The sequence below is a fragment of the Streptomyces sp. SID12488 genome (assembly GCF_010548275.1).
Classification (GTDB): domain Bacteria; phylum Actinomycetota; class Actinomycetes; order Streptomycetales; family Streptomycetaceae; genus Streptomyces.
This window is the reverse complement of sequence record NZ_JAAGLT010000002.1, coordinates 259225-276144: the sequence shown is the minus strand read 5'-3', so window position 1 is coordinate 276144 and position 16920 is coordinate 259225. Positions and strand designations below refer to the sequence as shown.

Here is a 16920-nt window from a genome sequence, read left to right as displayed (position 1 = left end):
GTGACAATTTGTTGAATATGGCCGAGTCGCGCCCTACCTGCATGTGCCACCCGCTGCTGCACTGGAGCTGAGGGTGCCGGATCGGGGGAGGCGGTGGCATGGGTACATCCACGAGCTGGAAAGGGCCGCGCTGGTCCGGCTTGAACAGCCGCCTCGCGCGTTGGGACCCGGACCGGTCCGACCCTGAGGCTGTGGCCAGCGCTGCGATAGACGCTCTCCAGGGCTCCTGCCGCGACGACCCGTCGGCGTTCGGTCTGCGAGACGCCGCGTGTGAGGCCGGGGCACGACTGTCCGACGCGATGGAGACCTTGGCTGCGGCCGGCCCGAGCGGCTTGCTGGACAAGGACCCGCTCCACGACGACCACGTGTCTGAGCAGGACAGGGACACTCTCGACTGGCAGGACCCTGCTGACGCGTTCGTCGCGGAGCTCACCCGTCAGGTCGGCGGCGAGGGCGGCACGATGGTGGACGCGGCTTTGCGCCGTGCCATCGCGGCCTCCGCTCAGCGGCTGCTCACCGAGCATCCCGACATTCGTGAGTCCCTCACCGCTCCGGGTGGTCCGAGCCACGGCACGGGTCTGGCAGGCGACCTGCTCTGCCTGCTCTACCAGTGGTTCTTCGCGGACCTTGTCACCGAATTCCTGCGTGCGGTCATCGCCGAGAAGATCAAACTCACGGTTCCCGTGCTCGAAGTCATCGACGCGGAGGGCAGGATCGCCGACGGCGTCGCCGAGCGGATCATCGCGCTGATCCCCAATCCCTGCGAGGAGGCCGAGGCACAGACGGCGGAGGCCGCGAAGGCCGCCTTGTCCGTGAACGGCGACTCGATGGAAGCGGATGTCCCCCTCTCGGACGTAGCCCGGCGACTGGTCCCCGGCGTGGTCGGCAAGATCCTCGGCTTCGCCGTCGACGCCCTCAGCGAGGAGGAGGTCCCCGCATGACACCGGCTCCCGGTCCGCTCCACTTCTGGTGGCGCTCGTACGACACCGAGTCGCCCGAAGGGTCCGAGTGGCGCTCGATCGGTGCGAGCGGCATCCAGGAACGCGAGGAACGCCTCACCGGCCACCACCTCCTGTACGGCCCTGTTCCCGCCTGGGCCGACGACCTGCTGCGCATTTCCCGTGCCGTCTTCCTGGCGGACAAGCTCGCCGATCGGAGCCACTGCGAGGACCGCTGGACCCGGCGGTTCCGCCTCTCGGTGCCGGTCTCGGATCCGGACCTCTGGGCGCCGGCGGCCTCCGGCCCACTGCCCGCCCTGTTCCAGACCTTGACTGCCGACGTATGGGACGTGTCCCTCCGCCCGATGCGGGCGACCCCGCAGCAGGTGTCGATCCCGGTCGGCGAGGAATGGCGGGCCCAGGAGGTGGCCCTGTTCTCCGGCGGCCTCGACTCCCTTAGCTGGGCGGCGACTCGTGCCACTGTGCCTGGTGAGGGGATGCTGCTTCTGGTGACGTACGCCGAGAAGAACGTCGAGGACGTGCAGCGTGAGGCATACGCCGCCGTGAAGGTGCTGGCCGCGCGGTCGGGCCGCCGACTGCGGCAGATCACCGTGGGCCAGACTTCTGGCGGTCGGGACGGCGCGGTGGTGGAACGCACCTCCCGTCCTCGTGGCCTGCTCTACGCGTCTACGGCGGTGCGTGTCGCGGCAGCCGACGGGGTCACCGGCGTCCAGGTCCCGGAGAACGGCCAGCTCGCTCTCAACCCGCCCTTGAGCGCGGCCCGTTCAGCGGCTCTGTCCACCCGGTCGGTGCACCCGCGGACTCTCCATCTCCTCAATGCGGTGATCGAATCCGTGGGTGGCCGGGTCAGGGTCGAGAACCCCCTGGCCCGCCTCACAAAGGGCGATGTCTGCCGCGCGGCCCTTGCGGCCGGCCTGTCGGAGGCGTCCTTGGAACACACCCTGAGCTGTGGAGCCCCGCCCCAGCGCCGCCGTGGCCTCCCCCACGTCAACTGCGGCACCTGCTACCCGTGCCTGATACGCCGGGCGGGCCTGCTCAGCGCCGCGGGCTCGGACGCCACCCCGTACGAGACCGCCCCGTGGTTACCCGGCCTCAGCGAGGACCGGATACAGCACTGGCTCGCGCTTCAGGGCTGGTTGGCCCGGGGGTACTCCGTACTCGACATGATCGGTGACACGCCGCTGCCGCCGGGAAGCCGTACGGGAGAGTGGCTGAGCGTTGTGGAGCGGGGGCGGGTTGACCTGCGCGCGCTGGTCCGGTCGGCGTCAGGGGCGAGAGAGGTGGCGTGAGGGGTGTGCTTCGGTCTCGCCCTGCGCGGGCAGGTCGGAAGAACCGGTCAAGTGCGCTGCTGGGAGCGGCACTTCGGCCCAGATGGTCTTACCGATCACCCTTTCGGTGATGCCCCACGCGTGTGAGAGTCCCTGTACGAGCAGTAGGCCGCGCCCGCATTCGGAATCGGCTGACGGAGGCGCGACCTGGCCCGGTGTGGGCGGCTGTCGTTCGGTGCGGGTGTCGGTTACTTCGACACGGACCGTGTGAGGACTGAGCTGAAGACGTAGCTGGAAGTCCCGCCCTGGTACGTGACCGTGGGTGACAGCGTTGGCGGCCAGCTCAGCGACGACGTGGGCGACCGCGTCGGATACGTCGCTGCCGTACGGAATTCCCCATGCGTCGAGTTGATGGAGCGCCAGCCGCCGGGCGAGGCGGGCACCGCGCCGGGTAGCCGAGAGTCGCTGCGTGAAGTCACTGACCAGGGTGGAGATTTCGGCGTTCATGTAACAGAGCGTGTCTGAACGACTCTAGTCTGACCAGGAATGATGTCGGTACGGAGTGTGATCTGTCCGGGCGCGGTGACCGCGTGTCCGGGTGGCCGGGCGTGACGTCGGAGATGCGGGTGTCGTTGGGTGCGGACGGTTGGACCTCGGAGGTGGCGGACATGACGGTCGGGGCGGGTCAGTCGGGCAGTGGAACCGAGGACCAGGACTGGGACGGCGACGAGAGCACGGCGGACCTCCTCAAGACGGTCGGCAAACAGGTCAAGCTGTGGCGTGAGCGGGCGGGCCTCACACAGGCCGAGCTGGGCGCGGCGATCGGGTACAGCGAGGAGCAGGTGTCCTCGGTTGAGCGGGGACGGCGGGTTCCGAAGCCGGGGTTCTTGGACGCGGCGGATGAAGCGCTGGGGGCGGGTGGGTTGTTGGCGGCGTTCAAGGAGGACGTGGAGCGGGCTCGGTATCCGAGGAAGGTTCGGGACCTCGCGAAGCTGGAGGCGGAGGCGGCGCAGTTGGGGGCGTACGCGAGCGCGGTCGTCCATGGGCTGTTGCAAACCCCGGACTACGCGCAGAGCCTCTATCGCCTACACCGTCCGATGCTCGACGAAGACACGATCGAGAGGAGCGTGTCCGCACGTATGGCGCGCCAGGAGATCTTCAGTCGGTGGCCCGCGCCGATCTTGAGCTTCGTACAGGAAGAGGTGACACTACGCCGCCCGGTGGGTGGCAGGATGGTTCTGCGTGGACAGCTCGAACGACTCTTGGAGGTCGGTCAGTTGCGAAACGTCGAGATCCAGGTCATGCCGATCGATCGCGAGGACCACGCCGGTCTTGGTGGCTCGTTCATGCTCATCGACCCACGAACCGGGCCCAAGGTCGGCCACGCTGAGGTTCAGCAGTTCAGCCGGGTCGTAGCTGATCGAAAAGAGGTCCGGCGCCTGGACTCCCTGTATGGAATCATCCGGGCTCAGGCTCTCACTCCTCGGGAGTCGCTGGCCTTCATCGAGAAAGTGCTGGGAGAGACATGACGATAAAGCCCTCTGCCGACGCCACCAGGCTGGAGTGGTTCAAGAGCAGCTACAGCACCAGCGAGGGCCCAGAGTGCGTTGAGGTGGCTGCCCCCTCTGACGCCGTCCACGTCCGGGACTCGAAGGACCAGCAGGGCCCGCAGCTCGCCTTCGGCCAGGCGGAGTGGTCGGCGTTCATCCCTTACGCGGCCAACGGCGGCTGACGTAGTAGAGGTGGCCCCGAACGAGCTGCGGCCACCTCTGCATTGAATTCCTACTCGCCGAGGGCGGGTTGCTCGGCGGAGACCTTCGCCTTGGGGGCGGTCTTTTTTTTGGCCCGGGTCTTCTCCGGTCGCCAGGCCCGCAGGTCCGACTCGCTCACCTGGTGCTTGGCACACAGCTCCTCGAAGTACGCCTGGTACTCGTCGGCGGGTACGCCCTCCCAATCCTCGTCGTAGTCGCCATGCCACTGCCGCACCCACGGCATGACTTCGAGTAGCCCGGCGAGCAGCGGCTTGATGCGATCAGTGTCCCAACCCGCCTGCTTCGTACGGTCGTCAACGAGGTTGAACAGTGCCTGCGCCTGATCCTTGTGGTCCCAGCCGGCCCAGCCGAGCAGGACGGTCGGATCGGCATCCGGGCTCGCCCCCAGGTAGGAGATGAACCGCTCCTTGGGCACATCGAGCTTGCCTCGGTTGGACCAGTACGACTGCTTCAGGAAGTCGGATCCCTTGTACTTTGGCGGCACGGGGATGTCGAGGCGCTGGCCCGTCCGGTCCTCTTCACGCTGCAACTCCCAGACCTGCTCCCACTGTTCGCGGTTGCGGAGCCCGGAGTCCTTGTAGCGGAGGGCAGCAAGGTACGGGACATGCTCGGCGTCGATGACCTCCGCGAGCACGTGCGCGAGGGGCAGGTCCGGCTTGCCCATGTGGTCGGCGGCGTACAGCTGGGCAACGGAGTTGAAGTCAGTGTCGTCTCGCAGGGCATCGGCGAGCTGGCTGACGGTCAGCGTGCGAGGCTGCTTGATTCCGTCACGAAGGGCGTACCAGAGACTCGGCTCCTCAATCCGGTCCAGAAGCCATGTCCGCAGGGCCGCCTTCTCCTTCTTCTCCCAGGAGTCGCCTGCCCAGCGCCGCTTGCACTCTGGACGCTCGATGAGGGCGATGTCCTTGCGGGAGTTGATGATTTCGATGCGGGCCTGAACGATGTCGCGGTACCAGTCGGGCCAGCGATCCGGGATCTCGGTAACTGGATTGGAGCCATGGCGCTCAAACCATGCGGTCTCGATTTCACCCGCAGCCACCTTTCGAGCCAGGACGATCTCGAAGGCCCGTTCTCCTAGGTGGACTTCAGGAACGCTAGTCGATACGCGCAAAGGAACCGTGACGCTAGGCAATTCCTGATTTGCGAGAAGTCCGTATGAACCATAGACCTCCCAGTCCAACTCTTCCTGCCATGCGATCAACAGGCCAAGAATGCTTTCGCTTCTAGAGCGAGCCTTAGCCAGCGCAGTTCGAGTAGGCACAGTCTCACACTGGGCAACAGGTTCACACTCACCCAGCTCACGACACAGAGCATCTACGGCGCACCCCGCCTGATTCGGAACCTTCACAGGCAACGGAAGTTTGCTTACTTTTGTCCCGCTGAACTGATAGTTCCACGACCATGGCTGGTCTGCCATTCCACTAGAAGCTGTAGCGTTACCTTTGCATTGGCATACTTGCTTCAGCCAAAAGCATGCCACCGAAGAATTCAGGATAGCCCATAGTGCAATATGCCGTTCTTCGGAAACTGATTCGCGGAGCTTAACGACTGGAGCAGTCCTGTTGAAGACAACTCCCGCCCTGTCCATCACGAAATGATTATGTGTAGCGACTTCAGCAAAGGCAATGGCGAATGGGTGCGCGCTCTCATCCTTAGGTAGCTGATGCCATTCATACCACTGGCGCCCCGCATCGGCGTATGTGCCTCCACCAAACGCACTACGGCACCAAAGTTCAGTTCGCCAGGGCCAAAAATGGCGAGCAAAGTACTCACCCAGACGATCAAGAGGAAGCAATCGTTTATCTTCATCGTATGGATAAATCATCAGGTCTGAGCGAGAAAATCGCCAGTCTCGAGCCTGATCTCCACGGTGGCTCTTGCGTGCTCGCAGAGCTTCAGCTTTCCGAGCAAGGGGCCCAGTCGGCGGGATAGCAAACGCTTCATCAGCGTGAGAATCACCAAAGAATCCTACACGCTTGACGTATCGCGTGAGTCGATCCGCCATCTTATCGATGTGAGACAGGAGCTCTGAAGCTCCTCCCCCTTGCAATGACCATGGGTGATCCACCATCGCATGACGGTCAACATCTGCGACACTAACCCATTCAGACTCGCTCCCCGGAGAATCAACCTGAGCCTTAATGGCACGCCACGCCGGGCCAAATTGCTCCCCATCGGGAATAGCGGACTCTTGCCGAATGCCCTGCACAACCCGAATGACATCAGATTGACGACCCAGACGATTCCTCCCGACGAGAGTAACAGTCGGGGTACTATGCCCAGGGATGAGCGCACACGACGTATCGATGACGTGCGTCAAGTCCACACTGGGGAAGAACTCTGTAATCAACTTCTTCCCAAACTCGCGTTTCATGAAGTTATTTCCGGTGATCTGACCAACGTACCCGCCGTCTCGCGTTGAACCAGCGGACCGAATAGCCAGGTCGAAAAGTCGCTGAGCGAACGGGACAGTGAGGACCCAGAGCCCCGAGCATGCACTATAGGCTGCCTTATAATTTTCCTTTTCTCGCCTATCGGACACCTCGATGTATGGCGGATTTCCAACTACTACGTGATAGGATCCCCGCCCTAGCAGATCCACCCGCGCAGCGAACTCGCCCACATCCTCCGTCGAGTACTGAAACGCCTCGCCATCGCCTTCCTCCTCAGCGAACAGCGTGTCCAAATCAGTCTGAATTCCCGCCGCCCCCCGCCCATGCAGCAGTGAATCCCCCACCGCCACGTTGATCGGGAACACCGGCGCCTCAGCCAACCGCCGCGCCCCCGCCTCCTTCATCGCCGCAACCAGCAGCCGGAACCGCGCAATTGAAGCCGCGAACGGATTCTTGTCGCACCCGTGCACCGACTCCAACGCCCGCCGCACCAACGCCCACTCGTCCGTCCCCGGCTCAGCGGCCCGCCACTTCTCCACCAGCCGACCGAAAATTCCAAGCAAGAAGTGCCCTGACCCACAAGCAGGGTCAATCGTCCGCAGCCCGCCCTCCGGCGCCAGCCCGAATTCCTCGATCGCAGGCTCAAGCGTGAGATCGAGGATGAACTCCTCCACGAACTCCGGGGTTTGCAACAGCGCGTACGTCTTGCGGGCGTGCTCGCTCAGGTCCTGGTACAGGTCACCCAGGAAACGCGTGTCCCACTCAGGGTCCGTGAAGTCGTACAGGATCTCGCCGTCCGCGCCCCTTCGCCGCCAGAAGGACAGCAGGTCCGTCGCTGCCTCATAGCTCGGCGTGAGACCCCACAGCGGATTGTGTGCGTGGTCGAAGAGGCCGGCCGCCGTCTCGTTCGAGTCGGCCAGGTGCTGGAAAGCTGCCTCCAGCCAGTCCCGATTGTTGAGGTGCGGCTTCTCGCGGAAGAACGCCTCGTGACGCTCCTCCGCATCCCGAAGCCGGTCCTTCGGCCCCGCCAGGAACGGCCACTCGATCAGCCGGTTGTCCTCACAGAACCGTACGAAGACACATCCCAGAACCCACGCCGCCGCAGCCTGCGTGACCCGCTCGTCGCGCCAGGCACCATACGTCGCCGCGGTCCGCTTCCCCTCACGGGCCCGCGCGTACTCGGCCTCAAGTCCGGCGCGGAACTCCTCGACGGACCCAGTGCGCTCCCGGAGATCGTCCTCCAGAGCCGTGACCTGCTTCTTCAGGTCCTTGAGCAGAGCCGCCCCGCTCACTCCCGCACCCGCACCCGCACCCGCACCCGCGACAATCGTCACTCTTCGCATCCCTCTCGCACCGCAACGCCACCCACCGCAAACCGGCAGCTCGACCAACCCATCCTGTCAGCCCCATCAGCACCTCAGTCCGCGAACGACACCCTCCAAGCGGCCGCGAAATCGATTGGCAACTATCGATCCCGAATAGGGCGTGCAAATTGGAGCTGCTCGACAGAGCAGAAGCGCAGCGGCAACAAGCAGATACCCCGGTCCGCGGCGACTTCCTGGCGGCACATGGCAGCCAGCCGGTTCCCGATCTCGAGATCGGGACCACGGGTACCGAGTGGCGAAAGGCAACTCTCTCTGCCTGGTCCCAAGGAGCCATCACAGCCGCCCGCACGGTCGAACTGCTCTACGCCGCAGTGGCTGAAGACGAACTCCCCAGCCGAAACCTGGAGGAGTGCCTGCCGTGACCCAGGCCACGCCTCCGGCATCCTCAGCCTCGAGCGCCGTTGGTCTACGTGTCCTGAGCCCCAGTCCCCGCGTCCGCCGCCCCCGACGCCAGCGTCTCGACAAACCTGCTGTCCAGATGCGTACGCTCCCCGTCGCTGCCGATGTACTCGACCGTCCTGCCGTCCACATGCGGGTCCTGGCCGCGCGTCTCCACCGGGCACAGCAGCCACAGCCCGTGCGGTGCCTCGGCCGGGAGGCGCGCCGCGTGCTGGAGCTTGAGCAGCAGGTCGCGTCCGCCCTCGTCCCAGTAGCGGGCGAGCAGGCCGGCGTCGTAGAGGAAGAGAACCGTGCGCGGGGCGGCGGCGCGCTCCAGGAGTGAGTCCTCGATGCGTGTCCACACCGTGCGCACGTACGCCGCCAGGCCCTTGGAGATCTGGCCACTGGTGGAGAAGCGGGCGTCGACGCCGAGCACCTTGTCCCAGGCCTGGTCCTTCTCGTCTGCCAACCGGCGGAATTCGGACAAGAATTCGTTGTTCACATCGACCGGTTCGACCGGGTATCGGGCGGCTACCGCCTCTGCCGTACCCGGTAGCCGCGTTCCCCTGACCGTCAGCGCGAGGAAACCGCCACGGCGCACGGCAGCGTCCAGGCGTGCCCTGATCGTAGAGTGCGGGTCCTGGGCCACCAGGCGGCTGCCGGTGACCGGAGGCATCAGGCTCGTGGCGTCGCCGGTCGAGGTCCAGGATGCCTCGGCCGCCACCCGGGGCGGGAAGAACTTGCCCTGCTCCGTGTCGTATTCGAGGGAGAAGCGCGCGTCGCGCAGTGCCTCTTCCAGCTCGGGATGCGTGGGCTCCGTACCGTCCGTCAGAAGGGACAGGTCCGGGAATCGTGCGCGCAGACGGTTGTTCAGCTCTCCGGGCGTGATGCCGTTCTCACGGCGGACCCCGGCACCGGCCTGCGAGATGCGCAGTGCCCGCTCCAAGGTCAGATCTCGGGGGTACAGCTCCAGACGCGGGCTCGCCTGGGCCGTGGGCGCGACCGCTGCGGCCAGTGCCACGAGGCGGGTGTCGGCGAGCGGGGCGAGTCCGTCCGGTGCCGGCACGCTCCGCAGGGCACGAATGACCGCGGCCCGGCCCGGCAGGGGGTCCTCATGGGCCAGTCGTCCCGCTTCCTTGCCCAACGCGGCCGCGTAGTTGGCCAGTTCGCTGGGGGCGGGGTCGGCAGTGCCCGGGAGGGACTCGGCAGCGACGAGAACGGCGTCCTCCCGGCGGTGCCAGGCGAGGCGAGGCTCATGGGGTTCGGCTGCTTCGGAATCGCCTTCGCCTGCCTCCGCCTCCACTGCGGCCCGTACGACAGCGAGCGCCTTGGCGAGAGTGCGCTCCTCGGTGTCCCCGCCCGCGCCGTGCCTTATGCGCAGCTCGACAGCCAGTTCCTGAGCGGTCATCACACGGCCAGCCGCCTCGACGACCTCGACGAGAGTCGCGCGGACCGGCGCCAGCCACTCGGTCTCGTACCACTCCTTGATCGCATTGCGGTGGTGGCGCGAGACCGGCGGCTGCTGAATGCCGATCCTGTCCGCGACCCGCTTCTGCACCGGCCAGGGGCCCAGCGGGGGCAGCCCGCCGTCCTCGGGCGGGATGCCCAGGGTGAGGCGGATGACCTCACCGCGGTGGGAGCCCTTGCGTCCGGGCGCGGGAGTGAGCCGCGCGGCCATCTCGTCCACCGAGAGCACCCCGCCCGCCTCGGCGGGTACCGGCCCGGACTCGGGGTCGCGGCGTGCTGAGGGTGCGGCGGGCGTGACAGGCTGCCGCAGGCTCACCGCCCACTGCTTGCGGCGCCGGTTGAGTTCCTTGCGTACGAGTGCTCCGGCGCCTCTTGCCTTGGAAATGATGTACGGCGGAACGTCCAGGAGTCCTTCGACGTCGGTGGCGCCGAGGCCGCCCGCAACCGAGATCGCCCGTTCGGAGAGCCCGGCCGCCACCAGCGGAGTCTTCAGCCCGGCTGCCCTCGCCGCGGCGTCGAGGCTGGTCTCACCTGCGTCCGAGACCGTGTCGACCGTGGCGGGTGTCGTGACGGGCTTGGCCGCATCCGCCTCGCGAAAGATCTCGTACCAGGCATCGCGCATCTGCCGCAGAGTGTCGAAGCGGTGCTCGGTGTCCCGGTGCAGCGCGCGCCTGAAGAACCGGGTCAGTCCGTCACTGAGCGCGTCCTCGAACAGCTCGGTGGCAACGGAGAGTTCGGCCTCGTCATTGGCGACCGGGTCAGCCTGGCCCTCGCCCCACAGCGGGCGTTCGCCACTGGCCATCTCGTGCAGGGTGACGGCTGCCGCGTACCTCTCGGCGTGATCGTCGTAGTGTCCTCGGCGCACCGAGTCCAGGAAGGGGTCGAGGTAGCCGCGGGTGCCCGCCTTGATGTCCCGGTCGGAGGCGTCGGCGAGCGAGAAGTCGAAGAGCATCAGCTGCCAGGTGCGGTCGCTGCGCCTGTACAGACCGAGGTTGTCCGGTTTGATGTCCCGGTGGCGTACACCCTTCGCGGCAAGCTGGTCGAGGGCGGTGAACAGGTCGCTGCCGTACCGCTCCAATTCGTGGTACGACAGCTTGCCGTCAGCGCGCAGTCGGGCGCCGAGGGTGCGCTCCCCCGCGTATTCCAGCTCGAGAATGGTCCTCCCGGCCAGCTCACGCGGTCCACCCTTGAGCTGGACCACGGTGCCGCCGCCGACCAGCTCCAGGGCACGGGCTTCGGCCCGCAGCCGCTGCGCCTTCTCCTGGTCGAGAGCGACCTTGAAAACCCGCTCCTCGGTGTACGACTCTCCGTCCTCGTCCTCGACGACCCGCTCGACGAGCAACGCGCGGGCCGTCGCACCGGTGCCCAGGGCACGACGTACGGACCATTCGCCGTCCAGGGACTGGCCCGGGAGAGCAGACAGTGGGTCGAGTTCGGCAACCTGCGGCTGCTCGGGGACCGCGTTCTCCTCCTCGGCTTCGTCGAGGAGGTCGATGAACCGGTCGACGGGTGCGAGCCGGTGATCGGGGTCCGGATGAGTGGCCTGCTGGATGAGGTGGTCGAGTTCCTCGGAGAGACCGTCGGCGACCGCGATGAGACGCAGCCCGGAGTCGGTTCGCAGCCGTTCGCGCAGAGCACTGCGCCGGTCGGCCGGCGGCTCCCCCGTCAGGATGAAGTACGCGACCGCGCCCAGGCCGAACATGTCGAGGTCGGCCGGATCCGCGTAGGGCTGCTCGCTCTCCGGGGCGAGGTAGACCTGCGCGGCGTCCTCGATGAGGCCGACGTCGAAAGCGGCGTTGCCCAGGGAACGCAGCAGGGTCGCGTTCGTGTCGAAGTCCCGCGCCGCGGTCTGCCAGTCGGTGATCCGCAGCTCGGGGCGGGAGCCATCCGGGCGGGCGCTGACATAGACGGAGCGTGCGGCGAGCGCGCGATGGTAGAGCGAGCGGCTGTGGGCGTGACGTACGGCCTCGGCAAGTTGCCGTACAAGGTCCAGGCGCATCTCGGGGGTGAGGCGGCCCCCGTGAGTGGCCAGGTACTGGTCGAGACGGAGGTCGGTCTTGCGGTGGCGGAAGAGGATCGCCGGACCCGCCTCGTGGTCGCGGATCTCGACCGCAGCCGCGATGCCGCGATGTGTGATGCCCTGGAGCACCTGGTACTCGCGGCGTGCGGCGCGCTCGGTCGCCCGCTTCGCCGACTCGTCGGCCTGCTGGCCGACCAGGTAGATCCGGACCCGGCCCTCCTCCTGCACCAGTCCGTCGACCCGCTCGGCCAACCGGTCCTCCCAGGAGGGACCGGCGTCCAGCGGGTGCGGCCGCATCCGCCAGGCGTCACCGAACTTGAGGTGAGCGGTCGACTGTCGGATACCGATGGCCTTGAGCAGCCGAGGCAGGTGCTGGTGCGAGAACTCCTGGGTGATGCGGCGCTCCGGCCGGTCCGGCGGCAGTCCCAGGAAGTCCTGCCAGATACGTGGCAGCCTGCTCGCGCCGTCGTCCCTGCCGAAGACCCGGATGCGTTGGACGTCGTCGAGGTGGCTCTCCAGATCCGGGGAGGAGAGGAAGACAGCCGGTTCGATGCGCGGCAGCGGACCTGTGAAGCGCAGTTGACGTGCGGCCCACTGGAGCTGGCTTTTGAGGTCCTTGGACTTGGCGTCGTTGAAGTGCAGCGGGTTGTTGATCGTCCTGGTGCGGTCGGTGCCGTGGAAGTTCCAGGTCGAGCCGGAGTTCTCCAGACGCCCCGGATGGCTCTTGATCTCGACCAGGTAGAGCCCGGCCGGGACCGCGATGAGCAGGTCGCACTCGTTGATGCGGCCGGACTGAGCGGTGAAGGAGAACGTCGCCCAGGCACGGTACGGCTCGGCCGGCGGCATGAGACGCCGCACGTGATCGAGGGCGTCCTGTTCCCACGGATAAGGGGACGGCCGCTCCTGGTTCCACTGGTTCGCGGGCCGCGGCGGGGGTCCCGGCTTGGGCGCCGGGGGCGTGCCTGTCACCGTCACAGTCCGACCTCCGCGGTGTCCTTCCGTTCCCGTACAGGCAGGCACAGGAAGCATTCACTTAAAAATCTTCCGGCTGACCCTACCTTGCAGCGATTATCTCCCTCCCTTGCTTACTTGGGACCCCTGGCTCGATCTTGCACCTGCGGCTCCGAAGCGAGCTAGCGTTGCTCGCTGTCATCGCGGCCCGCCAGGCTTCCGTTTCCCAGGACATGCCTCCACCCGCAAGGGATCTGGCGTGCCGTGGGGGAAGTCCTTGTCGTCGTATCTGCTCCGGGAGTCTGCTGCCTCGTTGGCCGAGGAGGTCAAGCGGCAACCTGGAATGGTTCATCGTCCGCTGACCGAACGGCTGATCCGGGCCTACAAGGACCAGCACAAGCGGAAGAAGGGCAAGGATCAGGACGAGACGCCTCCGGCGAACAGTCTTGTCGAAGCCTGGGAGAACAGTCTCCCTCCGGTGATCAGTGCCCTCGTCGAGCGAGGTCTTGGTCAGGTGGAGGTGTTCGTAGAGTTCGGGCTCCCGCACACCAACGCCGACGTGGACCTGCTCCTGGCCGGGGTGCATCCAGGCAGCGGCACACCGTCGTACGTGCTGGTCGAGCTGAAGCAGCAACGTTCCGCCGCCGTTCACCCGGAGCGGTCGGTCGCCGTCGATCTCGGCTTCGACCACTGGAAACTGCATCCGGTCCGGCAGGTGCAGAAGTACTGCGACTACCTGGTGCAGTACAAGGCCGCGCTGCGGGGCAAGCCCGAGAGCGTTGTCGGAGCCGTGCTGATGCACAACGCTCACGACGACGACGTACGAGAGCTGTTCAAGCTTCCGGAGAGCGAACACGGACGGCTTTACACCATGGACCGGCTCGAGTCGTTCCGGAAGTTGCTGGGTGCGAGGCTGGCCGCGCTGCCGGGTGGAGAGGCTGCCCAGGTACTGATCGACTCCCCTGAGTACGATCCTCCGAAGATCGCCGACGTCAACCTCCCCACGCGTATGGGGCCGCCGGAGCGATTCCAACTGCTGGACGAGCAGGAGTTGGCGCACCAGGACGTACACGAAGCGGTACGACGGGTCCGTGAGGGCGCCACCAAGGAAGTCATCATCGTCCGGGGTGGGCCGGGCAGCGGCAAGAGCGCGATCGCTCTCGAACTCCGACGGACTCTCGACCAGGCCGGCTTGAACGTCGTTCACGCGTCGGGTGCCAAGGCACTCACGCTGACCCTTCGCGAGACATACGCGCGCAACGCGCCGCGCGGCATGAAGGGAAAGCTACAGAAGGAAGCCACACGGCTGTTCACCTACTTCAACCAGCTGAAGAAGCTGCCGCCGGACAGCTGCGACGTGGTCATCTGCGACGAGGCACACCGCATTCGCCGCCACTCCGTCGACCGGTACACGCCGCGCGAGGAGCGGGAGAACGCACGCCCTCAGGCGGACGAGATCATAGAGGCCGCCCGCGTTCCCGTCTTCCTGCTCGACGACTGGCAGTCCCTGCGTCCCGGCGAGGTCGGCACGGCCGAGTACCTGATCGAACGTGCTAAGGCGTTGGGGCTTCGGCACACCCTCATCGACCTCGGCGGCATGTTCCGGGCCCAGGGAAGCGCCTACTACCGGGACTGGGTGCTGAAGCTGCTGAGCGTGGGCGTGCACACCCCGCAAGTCTGGGTGCCCGACGGTCGGATGCAGGTTCACCTCGCCGACTCTCCGCAGGAAATGACGGACTTCCTCGAAGGGCAGCGACTCGCAGGGGCGAGCACGCGCATCGTCGCCGGTTTCTGCTGGCCGTGGAGTAATCCGGACGACAACGGCGAGCTGGTCCCGGACGTCACCATCGACGGTTGGCAGCAGCCCTGGAACGTGAAAAGCGGCCATGCCGTGGAGGGCGCACCCGATGCCGACTTCTGGGCTACCGACCCGCGGGGAACCGGGCAGGTCGGTTGCGTCTACACCGCCCAGACCTTCGAGTTCGACTGGGTGGGCGTGATCATCGGCCCTGATCTCGTCTGGCGTGAGGGCCGTTTCGTCATCGACCGGACCGCCACCCAAGACCCAGAACTGCGACCCAAGTCGATCGACGAGGACGATATCGACCGATGTATCCGTAACGCCTATCACGTCCTACTGACCCGCGGAATCATGGGTGTGGTGATCTACTCCACGGACGAGGCGACCCGGGACGCTCTGCGTGGACATGTGATCACCTCGGTGCGGCATCCGCTCCCCAAACAAATGCGCAAGATCGCCACCCCTTGACGACGTTGTTCGGCCGGTCCGCCCTGCACGCCGTTCGGTAGCATTCGATCAATCGTCAATGCGGCCCGCCGGGCTTCCGCCTCAGGACATGCCCCCACCCGCACGAGTTGTTTCGTGCTGCCTGGGGGCCTCTCTTGCTGTTCCGCGACTCCGCCACCGCGGTCGCCGCCCGCCACCTTGAAGGATCGCTGGGCCTGTATCTCACCGAGCAGTTCACTCGGGTGCATGGGTACAGGCCAAGCATGACGGAGGTGCGATCCTGGGAGCGGAGTATCCCGGCGCTCACCGACGCACTGCTCGATGCGGGGCTGGGTCAGGTGGAGGTGTTGCTGGAGTTCGGGCTGCCATTGACGAGCAAGCGGGCCGATGCGGTTCTCGCCGGTGTTCATCCCCGGACTGGTGAGCCGTCGTATGTCGTCGTTGAGCTCAAGCAGTGGAGTGAGGCTCACCCCGACGATGATGATCCTCTGCTGTGCCACTTGAACGACTACTCCCGTCCGGTCCTCAATCCCATTGAGCAGGTACGCGGTTACTGTGACTACCTCGTCGCATTCAACGGGGCACTGGCCCGGCACCCTGAACGGATCTCCGGCGTCGCCTATCTGCACAACGCGACAGCGTTCGGCGTATCAGGCCTCGACGAGGTCGAAATCAGTGAGCGGGGCCGCCTGTTCACGGCGGACAGGCGCGGGGAGTTCCTCGCATACCTGCAGTCGAAGCTGAGCACCGCATCCGGAGCCGCGGCAGCCGACGAGTTGCTGCTCGCCAAGGTCCAGCCTTCGAAGCAGTTGATGGCCGTCGCGGCGCAGGAGGTCCGCGAGCGGGAGCAGTTCGTGCTTCTCGACGAGCAGCGTGTGGCGTACGAGACCGTATTGAAAGCCGTCGAGCGGGCGCACGAGGCTGATCACAAGGAAGTCGTGATCATCACGGGTGGGCCGGGGACCGGCAAGAGCGTGATCGCTCTGTCGTTGCTGGGAGAGCTTTACCGGCGTGGAGTTCCCGCACTGCACGCAACCGGCTCACAGTCGTTCACCAAGACCATGCGCAAGGTGGCCGGCGCACGGAAGCCCGAAGTACGGGACCTCTTCAAGTACTTCAACAGTTTCGTGACCGCCAACCGCAACAGCCTGGACGTGTTGGTGTGCGACGAAGCCCATCGCGTGCGGGAGACGTCCGCGAGCCGGTTCACTCCAGCGACTCAGCGCACTGGCAAGCGGCAGCTTGAGGAACTGATCGACGTGGCCCGTGTGCCGGTCTTTCTCCTGGACCAGCATCAGGTGGTACGGCCCGGGGAGACGGGGACTGTCGAGGAGATCAAGGCAGCTGCCGCGCAGAAGGATCTGCCATGCCGAGAGGTGGAGCTGGACAGCCAGTTCCGCTGCGGTGGGAGCGACGCGTATCTGCGGTGGGTCGTACGACTGCTGGGCCTGGAGGGCGACCAGGCCGTCACATGGGAACCCGACGGCCGGATGCAGCTTGATGTCGTCGATTCCCCGGAGGAGTTGGAAGCCTTTCTGGACGAAAAGCGATCAAAGGGGTACGGGGCCAGGTTGTCAGCCGGGTTCTGTTGGCGCTGGTCGGATGCCAAGCCCGGTGAGCCGCTTCCCGACGATGTTCAGATCGGCGACTGGGGCCGACCGTGGAACCTCAAGGGTGAGCGGTCGATCATGGGCGCACCGCCATCAGCGCTCTGGGCCACTGACCCTGCGGGCTTCGGCCAAGTCGGCTGCGTCTACACGGCGCAGGGCTTCGAGTACGACTGGAGCGGCGTGATCATTGGGCCCGACCTAGTCTGGCGAGAGAACGGCTGGGTTGTCGACCGGACCGCTTCGAAGGACCCCGCCCTGCGGAAGGGGAACGGCCAGAGCGTGGCATCGGACATCGACGTGGATCGGTTGATCCGCAATACGTACAAGGTGCTCTTGACGCGTGGCATGGTCGGCACGGCCATCTACTCAACAGATCCGGAGACTCGGGCGAAACTACATGATCTGGTGAAGCCTGGGAGATCAAATGCCACGGCGCTCAGTGCGGGATAGTGCCACTGGGTCAACTGCT

The 16920-nt window shown here is 66.0% G+C and carries 10 protein-coding genes; 7 read left to right on the top strand and 3 right to left on the bottom strand.

All coding sequences use genetic code 11. The features are described from left to right. The first annotated feature begins 191 nt into the window (after positions 1 to 191). Both G3I56_RS05390 and G3I56_RS05385 read left to right on the top strand, forming a co-directional pair. Positions 192 to 941 carry a hypothetical protein gene (locus tag G3I56_RS05390; protein ID WP_164407617.1) on the top strand — a complete coding sequence of 250 codons (750 nt, stop codon included), beginning with the start codon at positions 192 to 194 and terminating at the stop codon, positions 939 to 941. After that, a complete protein-coding gene (locus G3I56_RS05385; RefSeq protein WP_164407615.1) occupies positions 938 to 2248 on the top strand; it encodes a 7-cyano-7-deazaguanine synthase in 1311 nt (436 codons plus the stop codon). Before G3I56_RS05390 ends, G3I56_RS05385 begins: the two co-directional genes overlap by 4 nt. Here the strand turns inward: G3I56_RS05385 and G3I56_RS05380 are convergent. Next, entirely contained in the window at positions 2225 to 2734 is a 510-nt protein-coding gene (locus G3I56_RS05380) for an ATP-binding protein (protein ID WP_164407613.1), read from the bottom strand. The genes G3I56_RS05385 and G3I56_RS05380 overlap by 24 nt on opposite strands. A 161-nt stretch (positions 2735 to 2895) precedes the next feature. On the opposite strand from G3I56_RS05380, the gene G3I56_RS05375 reads away from it, so the two are divergent. Together G3I56_RS05375 and G3I56_RS05370 are read left to right on the top strand one after the other, a co-directional pair. Further along, positions 2896 to 3756, top strand: coding sequence for a helix-turn-helix transcriptional regulator (locus tag G3I56_RS05375; protein WP_164407611.1), 861 nt, complete (start codon positions 2896 to 2898; stop codon positions 3754 to 3756). Then, the gene (locus tag G3I56_RS05370; protein WP_164407609.1) at positions 3753 to 3959 is read left to right on the top strand and encodes a DUF397 domain-containing protein; all 207 of its coding nucleotides are present in this window, start codon (positions 3753 to 3755) and stop codon (positions 3957 to 3959) included. Before G3I56_RS05375 ends, G3I56_RS05370 begins: the two co-directional genes overlap by 4 nt. A gap of 50 nt (positions 3960 to 4009) precedes the next feature. Here the strand turns inward: G3I56_RS05370 and pglX are convergent, their stop codons facing one another. Further along, the gene (gene pglX / locus G3I56_RS05365; protein ID WP_343239866.1) at positions 4010 to 7726 is read right to left on the bottom strand and encodes a BREX-2 system adenine-specific DNA-methyltransferase PglX; all 3717 of its coding nucleotides are present in this window, start codon (positions 7724 to 7726) and stop codon (positions 4010 to 4012) included. A gap of 158 nt (positions 7727 to 7884) precedes the next feature. On the opposite strand from pglX, the gene G3I56_RS05360 reads away from it, so the two are divergent. Beyond that, positions 7885 to 8139: a hypothetical protein gene (locus G3I56_RS05360; protein ID WP_164407605.1), complete on the top strand. Its 255-nt coding sequence runs from the start codon at positions 7885 to 7887 to the stop codon at positions 8137 to 8139. Between the two features lie 44 nt (positions 8140 to 8183). Here the strand turns inward: G3I56_RS05360 and pglW are convergent, their stop codons facing one another. Beyond that, on the bottom strand, positions 8184 to 12611 hold the full coding sequence (gene pglW, locus G3I56_RS05355; RefSeq protein ID WP_343239865.1) for a BREX system serine/threonine kinase PglW: 4428 nt from the start codon (positions 12609 to 12611) through the stop codon (positions 8184 to 8186). Between the two features lie 325 nt (positions 12612 to 12936). Here pglW and G3I56_RS05350 point away from each other — a divergent pair, with 325 nt between their 5' ends. After that, positions 12937 to 14862, top strand: a complete 1926-nt coding sequence (locus G3I56_RS05350) for a DUF2075 domain-containing protein (protein ID WP_164407601.1) — start codon at positions 12937 to 12939, stop codon at positions 14860 to 14862. A 134-nt stretch (positions 14863 to 14996) separates the two neighbouring features. Beyond that, positions 14997 to 16901, top strand: a complete 1905-nt coding sequence (locus tag G3I56_RS05345; protein WP_164407599.1) for a DUF2075 domain-containing protein — start codon at positions 14997 to 14999, stop codon at positions 16899 to 16901. The last annotated feature ends 19 nt before the right edge of the window (positions 16902 to 16920 follow it).